We start from the raw sequence: 9,125 nt of genomic DNA, 5'->3' as shown, positions 1-9,125 counted from the left end.
GTCCATCCCCGCTCAGGCCGCGGCGGCCGACCAGGCCTTGAGCATCACCCGCGCCCCCGCCACATTGGTGGCGCAGGGCACGTCGTGCACGTCGCAGGCGCGCACCAGCGCGTTGATGTCCGGCTCGTGCGGCTGCGGCGTCATCGGGTCGCGCAGGAAGATCACCGCGTCCACCTCGCCGACGGCCAGCCGCGCGCCGATCTGCAGGTCGCCGCCCAGCGGGCCGCTGAGCAGGCATTCGACATCGAGGCCCAGCTCGCTGTTGAGCCGGCCGCCGGTGGTGCCGGTGCCCATCAGCGTGCAGGTCTTCAGATAGTCGGCGAACTCGCCGGCCAGGGCGACCATGTCGTCCTTCTTGTGGTCGTGGGCGATCAGGGCGAGCTTCATCGGCAAGAGCTTCTTCAGTTGCTTTCGTAGACGAGTATCGCCGCCGCCAGGTCGGCCAGCGCCGTGCCCACCGACTTGAACACCGTGCGCTGCTGCGCGTCCGCGCGGCCCGGCCCGTCGCGGCACAGGTCGGCCAGCGTGCCGCGCACATCGGCGGCCGTGATCACGCCGGACTGCAGCGGCGCCAGCAGGTCGCCGCTCTTGGCCAGCGCCTCCTCGGTGTCCACCCACAGCGAGGCGCCGCCGGTGAAGCAGGCTTCGTCCGCCTCGCGCATCGTTGGCGCGAAGCTGCCGATCAGGTCCAGGTGGCTGCCCGGCGCCAGCCAGGCGCCGTGGATGACCGGCTCGGTGGCGAGCGTGGCGGTGCTGACGATGTCGGCCTCGGCCACGGCGGCGGCCAGGTTCGGCACCGCGAAGGCGTCGAGCCCCTCGTCCATCAGCCGCTCGGCCAGCGCGATCGCGCTGTCGGGCCGGCGGGCCCAGACCATCACCTGCTGCAGGCCCGGGAACATCGCCCGGTAGGCATGGGGCAGCAGGCTGGAGACGCGGCCGGCGCCGACGACCAGCAGCCGGCGCGCATCGGGCCGGGCCAGCTTCGAGGCGGCCAGCGCCGAGGCCGCGGCGGTGCGGCGCGCGGTGATCTCGTTGCCGTCGATGGCGGCCAGCGGCACGCCGGTCTGCGCGTCGTAGAGCGTGTAGGTGGCGAACAGGCCCGGCATGCCGCGAGCGGCATTGTGCGGCGCGATGTTGACCGTCTTGACGCCCAGGAAGCGGCCGGGCTGCCAGGCCGGCATGATCAGCACGGTCAGGTCCTTGCCGACCGTGTGGACCTGCCGCGGCGGCACCTCGCAGCCGGTCACGAGCATCGTCTCCAGCGCGGAGATCAGCGGCTTGAAGGCCAGCGCGCGGCGGGCGGCGGCGGCATCGATCTGCTTCATCGTCGGGGCCTCTGTGGCGGATGGCCGCAGCATAGGGGCTGGCGCGTGCGAGCAGCGCGCATCTGGGGAAAATGCCGGGCCGGCCACCCGGCCGCAGCCGCGATCATCGCGCCCAGCCTGAATTTCCGGAGCCCGCCCATGTCCTTCCGTACTCTGCCGGTGATCGTCTGCCTCGCAGCGGCGGCCTTGCTGGCCGGATGCGCCTCGTCCACCATGCTGGTGACGAACACCAAGGCCTCCGACGCCGTCAAGGCCAAGAGCTTCAAGTCCTACAAGGAAGTGCTGCTGATCCCGCCGAAGCAGGATCCGCGCAAGCTGGTGCCGCGGGTCGCGCAGGAGATCGGCGCGATGGGCTTCCAGGTGCGCACGCTGGATCCGGACAAGCCGCTGGAGGCGCCGCAGGGCACCGGCTTCGTGATCGACCGCCGCGGCTATCTGCTGACCTGCGCCCATGTGCTGGCCGACAAGACCGAGGCCACCGTCACGCTGGGCGGCCAGCGCTTCACCGCCGACGTGATCAAGTCCGACAGCAAGGCCGACCTGGCCCTGCTGAAGCTGCGCGAGGCGCCGCCGGAGAGCATCGTCGCGGTCGGCTTCCGGGCCGCGGCGAAGCCGGCGACGATGGGCGAGGACGTCTACACGATCGGCTATCCGCTGAGCCGCATGCTCGGCAACAACGCGCGCATGACGCGCGGCCTGCTGTCCGCCACCACCGGCCTGCGCGACGACGACCGGCAGGTGCAGGTCTCCGCCGAGATCCAGCCGGGCAACAGCGGCGGCCCGCTGCTGGACCACGAAGGCAATGTGCTGGGCATCGTCAGCCAGACGATCAACCCGGCCGCGGTCGCCCAGGCCACCGGCGGCGCGCTGCCGCAGAACGTGAACTTCGCGATCAAGGCGGCGCCGGTACTGGACTTCCTCGAGGAAGCCGACAAGCCGCTGCGCGCCGGGCTCGCGTTCGACCGCAACATCGGCTTCGAGCAGGCCGGCAAGGCCGTCGCCAAGATCCAGGCCGGCATCGTTGATCCGGCCAACGAGCTGCGCGCCGACAAGATGGTCGTGCGCTTCGTCTATGCCGGGCGCTGGGACATCTGGTACCGCTTCCAGCTCTTCATGCTGCTGGCCTTCGACTACGAGACGCAGGAGCCGCTGTTCGTCGCCGGGCAGGCCCGCGACAACATGATCAGCAACGAGGAGATCGTCATCAAGGACTCGCTGGCCCAGTTCCAGAAGGCCGTGCAGTCGCGATGAGATGAAGCCCCCCGTCCAAGGAGTACCTTGGCCGGCCCCCCGAGGGGGCGGCGATGCTCGCGGGGGTTGCCCCGCTCGCACATCGCCACGCGGGCCTGCTCGGGAGCGGCCCAGCGCGGACGGCCCGAAGGCCCTGGCTTCCTGCGCTGCGAGTGGGTACTTGGCGACAATGGACAACTGAAGAGAACGCGGCGACTCAGGTCCCGCTGCGCACGAAACCGGCCGAGGCCTTCATGAGCTCCCGCGTGTAGGCCTCGCGCACCTCGCCCCGTGCCAGCGCCGGCGCGGCGAGCGTCTCGACCTCGCGGCCGCGCTGCATCACCATCACCCGCTCGCACAGGTGGGTCACCACCGCGAGGTCGTGGCTGACCATCAGGTAGGACAGGCCGCGCTCGCGGCGCAGCGTCTCCAGCAGGTTCAGCACCTCGGCCTGCACCGAGGCATCGAGCGCCGAGGTGGGTTCGTCCAGCAGCAGCAGCTCGGGCTCCAGGATCAGCGCGCGGGCGATCGCCACGCGCTGGCGCTGGCCGCCGGAGAGCTGGTGCGGGTAGCGAAAGCGGAATCCGCTGCCGAGGCCCACGGCATCGAGGATGGCGCTGATGCGGCGCTCGGCGTCGGCGATGCGATGGATCGCCAGCGGTTCGGCCAGCATGCGGTCGACCGTCTGCCGCGGGTGCAGCGAGCCGTACGGATCCTGGAACACCATCTGCACCCGGCCGCCCGCCACGATGCGCCCGCCGGCCACCGGCGCCAGGCCGCAGATCGCGCGCAGCACGGTGGATTTGCCCGAGCCGGACTCGCCCACCAGGCCGAAGCTCTCGCCCGGGGCCACGGCGAAGCTCAGGTCCTGCACCGCGGTGAAGGCGCCGAAGCGGACCGTCAGCTTCTCGACCTGCAAGCCCGCCCTCATCGCCAGGCCTCCTCGCGTTGCAGCGTGGGCAGCGGATGGCGCGGCTGGTCGAGCCGCGGCAGGCAATCGAGCAGGCCGCGGGTGTAGGCGTGCTGCGCCTCGTGCAGCTGCGCGGCCGCGATCTCCTCGACGACGCGGCCGGCATACATCACCAGGATGCGGTCGCAGAAGCTGGAGACCAGGCGCAGGTCGTGCGAGACGAAGACCAGGCCCATGCCGCGGCTCTTCACCAGGCCGTCGAGGATGGCGAGCACCTGCAGCTGCACGGTGACGTCCAGCGCCGAGGTGGGCTCGTCGGCGATCAGCAGCTCGGGCTCTGCGATCAGCATCATCGCGATCATCACGCGCTGGCCCATGCCGCCGGAAACCTCGTGCGGATAGAGCTTCGCCACGCGCTCGGGGTCGTCGATCGCCACGTCGCGCAGCGCCTGCAGCACGCGCCGCTGGGTTTCGGCGTTATTCACGCGGCGGTGCGCGGCCAGCGTCTCGGCCAGTTGCGCGCCGATGCGCATCACCGGGTTCAGCGAATACTTCGGGTCCTGCAGCACCATCGCGATGCGGCGCCCGCGCAGCGCGCGGCGCTCGGCCGGGCTGCAGCGCAGCAGGTCGATGCCATCGAACTGCAGGGTGTCCGCCGTGACGATGGCGCCCGGCGCCGACAGGCCCAGGATCGCCCGCCCGGTCTGCGACTTGCCGGAGCCCGATTCGCCCACGATGCCCAGCCGCTCGCGGCCCAGCGCGAACGACACGCCGCGCACCGCCTCGATCAGGCCGCCATCGCGCGCCGGGTAGCTGACGCGGAGATTGCGCACCTCAAGCACCGTCAGCTCCCTTCGGATCGAGCGCATCGCGCAGCCCGTCGCCCAGCAGGTTGAAGCCCAGGCTCACGATGCAGATGGCAAGACCCGGCCCCGCGGCCACCCACCACTGGTCCAGCACGTAGGCGCGGCCGGCAGCGATCATCGCGCCCCATTCGGGCGTCGGCGGCTGCGCGCCCAGGCCCAGGAAGCCCAGGCCGGCGGCGGTGAGGATGATGCCGGCCATGTCCAGCGTCACCCGCACGATCACCGAGGGCAGGCACAGCGGCATGATGTGGCGCAGCACGATGCGCAGCGGCGAGGCGCCGGCCAGCTTCACGGCGGCGATGAAGTCGGCGTGGCGGATCGTCAGCGTCTCGGCGCGGGCGATGCGGGCGTACGGTGGCCATGAGGTGAGCGCAATCGCCAGCACCGCGTTGCCGATGCCCGGGCCCAGCGCGGCGACGAAGGCCAGCGCCAGGATCAGCCGCGGGAAGGCCAGGAAGATGTCGGTGATGCGCATCAGCACCGCGTCGACGGCGCCACCGGCATAGCCCGCCAGCGTGCCGACCAGCAGGCCGATCGGCGCCGCCAGCAGCGCCACCAGCGTGACGACGAAGAGCGTCAGCCGCGAGCCGTAGAGCAGGCGCGAGCCGATGTCGCGGCCCTGGTCGTCGGTGCCGAACCAGTGCGCGGCCGAGGGCGGCAGCAGCCGCGTCGTCTGCAGGTCGCCGACCGTCGGGTCGTAGGGCGCGAGTGCCGGCGCCAGCGCGGCCAGCAGGGCCAAGGCCAGCACGATCGCCAGGCCCAGCAGCGCCAGCCGGTTGTGGGCGAAGCCGCGCCAGCCGGCGTAGGCGCGGCCCAGCGCCGCCTGGCGCCGCGATTCGGGCCGCTCGCTGAGCAGCCATTGGTGGAGAGCGGACGGCTTCATCGCGTGCGGGGATCCAGCAGGCGGTAGGCCAGGTCCGAAAGCAGGTTCAGCGCGATGAACACCGAGCCCACAACCAGCGTGCCGCCGAGCACCGCGTTCATGTCGGCGTTCTGCAGCGAGTTGGTGATGTACTGGCCCAGGCCCGGCCAGGAGAACACCGTCTCGGTCAGCACCGAGCCTTCCAGCAGGCCGGCGTAGCTCAGCGCGATCACGGTGACGAGCGGCACCGCGGCATTGCGCAGCGCATGGCGCCAGATGATGCGGGCCTCGCCCAGGCCCTTGGCGCGCGCCGCGATCACGTACTCCTGGCCCATCTCCTTGAGCATGAAGCTGCGCGTCATGCGGCTGATGTAGGCCAGCGAGAAGTAGCCCAACAGCAGCGCCGGCAGCAGGAGGTGCGAGAGCGCGCTTCGCCATGCCTCCCACTCGCCCGCGAGCGCCGCATCCACCAGCAGCAGGCCGGTCACCGGCGTCACGCTGTACTCGAAGGCCACGTCGATGCGCCCCGGCCCGGCCACCCAGCCGAGCTTCGCGTAGAAGAGCACCAGCCCCATCAGCCCCAGCCAGAAGATCGGCACCGAATAGCCGACCAGGCCCATCACCCGCACCAGCTGGTCCGCGAAGCGGCCGCGCCGCACGCCGGCCCACACGCCCAGCGGCACGCCCAGGCCGGCGCCGACCACGATGCCCGCCGTGGCCAGCTCCAGCGTGGCCGGGAACACGCGGCCGATGTCCTGCAGCACCGGGTTGGAGGTCAGCACCGAGGTGCCGAAATCGCCCTGCATCACCTTGCCAACATAACTGGCGAACTGGACGGTGAGCGGGCGGTTCAGGCCCATGGTCTCGCGGGCGCGGGCGAGCTGTTCCTCGCTGGCCCGGTCGCCCAGCGCGGCCAGCGCCGGGTCGATCGGGATCACCCGGCCGATGAAGAAGGTGACGGCCAGCAGGCCCAGCCAGGTCAGCAGCAGCGTGAGGACGAACTTCGCGAGCGCCTTCATCGGCCGGCGGTCGATCAGCGCTTCACCACGGGGGCGACGTAGGTGCTGTCGCTGGTGGGGCCGAGGCGGAAGCCGTCGACATTGCCGCGCACCGCCGCCACCTGCTGCTGCTGGTAGAGCATCACGAAGGGGCTGGTCTTGCGGAACTCGGCCTGGATGTCCTCGTACAGCCTGGCCCGCTTCGCGGTGTCGCGCTCCAGCAGGGCGGCCTCGGACTTCTTCGTCAGCTCGGGGATGGCCCAGGCATTGCGCCAGGCGATCGGCTTGAGCTTGGCGTCGTCGGCGTTGTCGGGGTTGCGGGCGAAGCTGTCCGCGTTGCTGTGCGGGTCCCAGTAGTCGGCGCCCCATTCGCCGATGTAGAGGTCGTGCTTGCGGGCGCGGTACTTGGTGAGCACCTGCTTGCCGTCGCCGGGCAGGATCTCGATCTCGACGCCGGCGCGCTTCGCCGTCTGCTGGAAGGCCTCGGCGATGCCCTGCACCGGCTGGACGGTGCGAACGTCCATCGTCACCTTGAAGCCGTTCGGCAAGCCCGCCTTGGCCAGCAGCGCCTTGGCCTTGGCGACGTCGAACCTGTAGGGCTTGTCCTTGCTGGCGCCGAGCAGGCCCTGGGGCAGGAAGTTCTGGTTCACCACGCCGATGTCCTTGATCAGCGTGGCGCCGATCGCGTCGTAGTCCACCAGCCACTTGAAGGCCTCGCGCACCTCGGGCTTGGCCAGCTGCGGGTTCTTCTGGTTCAGGCTGATGTAGTAGACGGTGCCCTTGAGCACGTTCGTCAGCTTCACATCCTTGCTGCCGGCGAAGGCGGCGAGGTCCTGCGGCGAGAGGTTGCGGGCCACGTCGATATCGCCCTTCTCCAGCAGCAGTCGCTGGGTGGCGGACTCCTTCACGTGGCGGTAGATGGCGCGCACAAGCGCCGGCTTCGCGCCGTGGAACTGCTCGTTGCGGTCCAGCACCAGGATCTCGTTGGCGCGCCAGTCGCGCAGCTTGTACGGGCCGGAACCGGCGTGGTTGGTCTTCAGCCAGCCGTTGCCGAGATCCTTGCCCTGGGCCTTGGCGAGCAGCAGTTGCCGGTCGACCACCGAGGCCACGTTGGCCGTCAGGCAGTTCAGCACGAAGCTCGGGGCATAGGGCTTGTCCACCGTCAGCGAGAGCGCCAGCGGGCCGGTGGCCTTGACCATCTCGGCCACGTTGCCGGCGTTCCAGCCGAACTGGGTCAGGATGAAGGCGGGCGTCTTGTCCAGCAGCACCGCGCGCTGCAGCGACCAGGCCACGTCCTCGGCCGTCAGCGCGTTGCCGGAGGCGAACTTCAAGCCCGGCAGCAGCTCGAAGTCATAACGCTTTCCGTCAGCGGACACGGTCCAGCCCTTGGCCAGCGAGCCGGACAGCTTGGCCGGATCGGCCACGTCGAACTTCACCAGCCGCTCGTAGGTGTTGCCGAGGATCTCGCCGCTGCCGATCTCGAAGGACTCGGCCGGGTCCAGCGTGATGATGTCGTCGATGGCCATCGCCTGGACCAGCGTGTCCTTCGGCGTGCCGGCGCGGGCCGGCAGGCTGGCGGCGGCGATCGAGGCGAGCAGCAGGGTACGGCGGCGCAGTGGCAGGGTCGGCTTCTTCATCGAGGCATTGTGTCAGCAAGAACAATGCCGCCGCCCATGAGGAATCCATGAGAAAGGGCCCCCGCAGAGGCCCTTCGTTGAGGACGCAGAGACGCCCCGCTCAGCTCTTGCGGCGGCGCGCCGCCCACAGGCCCAGCATCGCGATGCCGACCAGGGCAGGCATGGCCGGCTCCGGCACGCTGGTGGGCGGCGGGGCGTCGTCGAAGGTGTAGGTGATGGTCGCGCCGCACATGGCCTGGGTCGCCTGGTTGGAGCCCACGTTGCCGCCGCCGCCGATCAGCGAGATGCCGCTGGTGGAGTCGCAGCCCAGCATGAAGTTGCCACCACCGGCCTGGGTGAAGGCCGCCAGGATGGAGTTCAGCATGCTGTCCCAGGTGATGGCGTCGGCATCGGCCAAGGGGCCGAAGCTCTGCGACTGGCCGGCCGCCAGCGTGACGGAACCGGTCGTGGCGGACAGGCTGATCACCGGGTTGGCCGCCTGGATCAGCGCGTCCAGCGCGGCCAGCGAGCTGTTGAAGTACAGGTCGGTCAGCGAGGTGGCGGTGACGCGCTGCTGCTGGGCGGCGTTGTTGGTCAGCGTCAGGTCGGTGGTGTTGGCGCCGGTGAAGGTCAGGCTGATGCCGGTCAGCGTGCCCAGATTGGAATCGAACAGGCCGAGCGTGCCGCTCTGGTTGATCTCGGTCGTCTCGAAAGGATTGCCGAAGCTGTAGGACACGGTACCGGCGTTGGCGGCACCGGCCAGCGCGAGGCCGGCGGCGAGCCAGAGGGCTTTCGTCTTCATTTTGTGTACTGCCTTTTTCACAAATGGTTGAGCGCGATGGGTGCGCAGGCAGCCTTCAAGCACCGACCGTGCCAGATATTTTTTCCTTTTGAATCAATGACTTGAACGACCACCTAGTTTGAAATGACATAGGCGTCGACATAGGGATACGCACCCATTCGTGACTTGCATCACGAATGGGGTCAAGTCTTGCCTTTCAGGGGATCAGGGCTGCGGCCGGTTGCCCACGCCCAGGTTCATCGCGTTGAGCAGGTCGCCGTTGTCCTGGCTCAGTTCCCAGGCGAACACGCCGGCCAGGTGCTGCCGCGTGGCATAGCGGCCCTTGGCGATCACGGCGCGCGGGTCGTCGTAGCCGATGAAGACGCGAGTGGCCGGGTTCCACAGGCTGTAGGCGCCGGTGACGGGATCGTGGCGCACGCGGTAGCCGCCGCGGCCTGCACCCTTCGGGCCGACCGCATCGGCGGCCAGCTCGCGGTAGACGGTGGAGCCGTCGCCACCGGGGGGAAAGACCTGACC

Annotated in this window: 10 protein-coding genes; 1 reads left to right on the top strand and 9 read right to left on the bottom strand. The window is 70.0% G+C overall.

Annotated features, from left to right (window positions below; translation table 11 throughout):
• Positions 1-12 precede the first annotated feature (12 nt).
• Entirely contained in the window at positions 13-393 is a 381-nt protein-coding gene (locus B0W88_RS26840; RefSeq protein ID WP_144006993.1) for a methylglyoxal synthase, read from the bottom strand.
• A gap of 8 nt (positions 394-401) precedes the next feature.
• Positions 402-1,325, bottom strand: a complete 924-nt coding sequence (locus B0W88_RS26835; RefSeq protein WP_077037644.1) for an ornithine cyclodeaminase family protein — start codon at positions 1,323-1,325, stop codon at positions 402-404.
• 138 nt (positions 1,326-1,463) lie between these two features.
• Here B0W88_RS26835 and B0W88_RS26830 point away from each other — a divergent pair, with 138 nt between their 5' ends.
• Entirely contained in the window at positions 1,464-2,576 is a 1,113-nt protein-coding gene (locus B0W88_RS26830; RefSeq protein WP_077037643.1) for a S1C family serine protease, read from the top strand.
• A gap of 196 nt (positions 2,577-2,772) precedes the next feature.
• On the opposite strand, the gene B0W88_RS26825 is transcribed toward B0W88_RS26830, so the two are convergent.
• The 7 genes from B0W88_RS26825 to B0W88_RS26795 form a co-directional block, all read right to left on the bottom strand.
• Positions 2,773-3,486 (bottom strand): ABC transporter ATP-binding protein, encoded by a 714-nt coding sequence (locus B0W88_RS26825; RefSeq protein ID WP_077037642.1) that lies wholly within the window; start codon positions 3,484-3,486, stop codon positions 2,773-2,775.
• Positions 3,483-4,334 carry an ABC transporter ATP-binding protein gene (locus B0W88_RS26820; RefSeq protein ID WP_077037646.1) on the bottom strand — a complete coding sequence of 284 codons (852 nt, stop codon included), beginning with the start codon at positions 4,332-4,334 and terminating at the stop codon, positions 3,483-3,485. The genes B0W88_RS26825 and B0W88_RS26820 overlap by 4 nt, the downstream gene beginning before the upstream one ends.
• Positions 4,300-5,214, bottom strand: a complete 915-nt coding sequence (locus B0W88_RS26815) for an ABC transporter permease (protein WP_077037641.1) — start codon at positions 5,212-5,214, stop codon at positions 4,300-4,302. The genes B0W88_RS26820 and B0W88_RS26815 overlap by 35 nt, the downstream gene beginning before the upstream one ends.
• Positions 5,211-6,212, bottom strand: coding sequence for an ABC transporter permease (locus B0W88_RS26810; protein ID WP_077037640.1), 1,002 nt, complete (start codon positions 6,210-6,212; stop codon positions 5,211-5,213). The genes B0W88_RS26815 and B0W88_RS26810 overlap by 4 nt, the downstream gene beginning before the upstream one ends.
• 14 nt (positions 6,213-6,226) lie before the next feature.
• On the bottom strand, positions 6,227-7,828 hold the full coding sequence (locus B0W88_RS26805; protein ID WP_077037639.1) for an ABC transporter substrate-binding protein: 1,602 nt from the start codon (positions 7,826-7,828) through the stop codon (positions 6,227-6,229).
• A gap of 100 nt (positions 7,829-7,928) precedes the next feature.
• Positions 7,929-8,609: a choice-of-anchor E domain-containing protein gene (locus B0W88_RS34525; RefSeq protein WP_077037638.1), complete on the bottom strand. Its 681-nt coding sequence runs from the start codon at positions 8,607-8,609 to the stop codon at positions 7,929-7,931.
• Between the two features lie 204 nt (positions 8,610-8,813).
• The coding region (locus tag B0W88_RS26795; RefSeq protein ID WP_233151861.1) for a glycosyl hydrolase family 18 protein at positions 8,814-9,125 on the bottom strand (312 nt) is incomplete at its 5' end.

Source organism: Pelomonas sp. KK5 (assembly GCF_001984095.1).
Lineage (GTDB): Bacteria > Pseudomonadota > Gammaproteobacteria > Burkholderiales > Burkholderiaceae_C > KK5.
Note: the sequence above shows the minus strand (reverse complement) of the source record. Positions and strands in the feature narration are given on the sequence as shown.

What these genes read in the sequence shown, in the direction of transcription:
- B0W88_RS26835 (WP_077037644.1), bottom strand. Translation starts at nt 1,325, where the DNA reads ATGAAGCAGATCGATGCCGCCGCCGCCCGCCGCGCGCTGGCCTTCAAG.
- B0W88_RS26830 (WP_077037643.1), top strand. Translation starts at nt 1,464, where the DNA reads ATGTCCTTCCGTACTCTGCCGGTGATCGTCTGCCTCGCAGCGGCGGCC.
- B0W88_RS26825 (WP_077037642.1), bottom strand. Translation starts at nt 3,486, where the DNA reads ATGAGGGCGGGCTTGCAGGTCGAGAAGCTGACGGTCCGCTTCGGCGCC.
- B0W88_RS26820 (WP_077037646.1), bottom strand. Translation starts at nt 4,334, where the DNA reads ATGCGCTCGATCCGAAGGGAGCTGACGGTGCTTGAGGTGCGCAATCTC.
- B0W88_RS26815 (WP_077037641.1), bottom strand. Translation starts at nt 5,214, where the DNA reads ATGAAGCCGTCCGCTCTCCACCAATGGCTGCTCAGCGAGCGGCCCGAA.
- B0W88_RS26810 (WP_077037640.1), bottom strand. Translation starts at nt 6,212, where the DNA reads ATGAAGGCGCTCGCGAAGTTCGTCCTCACGCTGCTGCTGACCTGGCTG.
- B0W88_RS26805 (WP_077037639.1), bottom strand. Translation starts at nt 7,828, where the DNA reads ATGAAGAAGCCGACCCTGCCACTGCGCCGCCGTACCCTGCTGCTCGCC.
- B0W88_RS34525 (WP_077037638.1), bottom strand. Translation starts at nt 8,609, where the DNA reads ATGAAGACGAAAGCCCTCTGGCTCGCCGCCGGCCTCGCGCTGGCCGGT.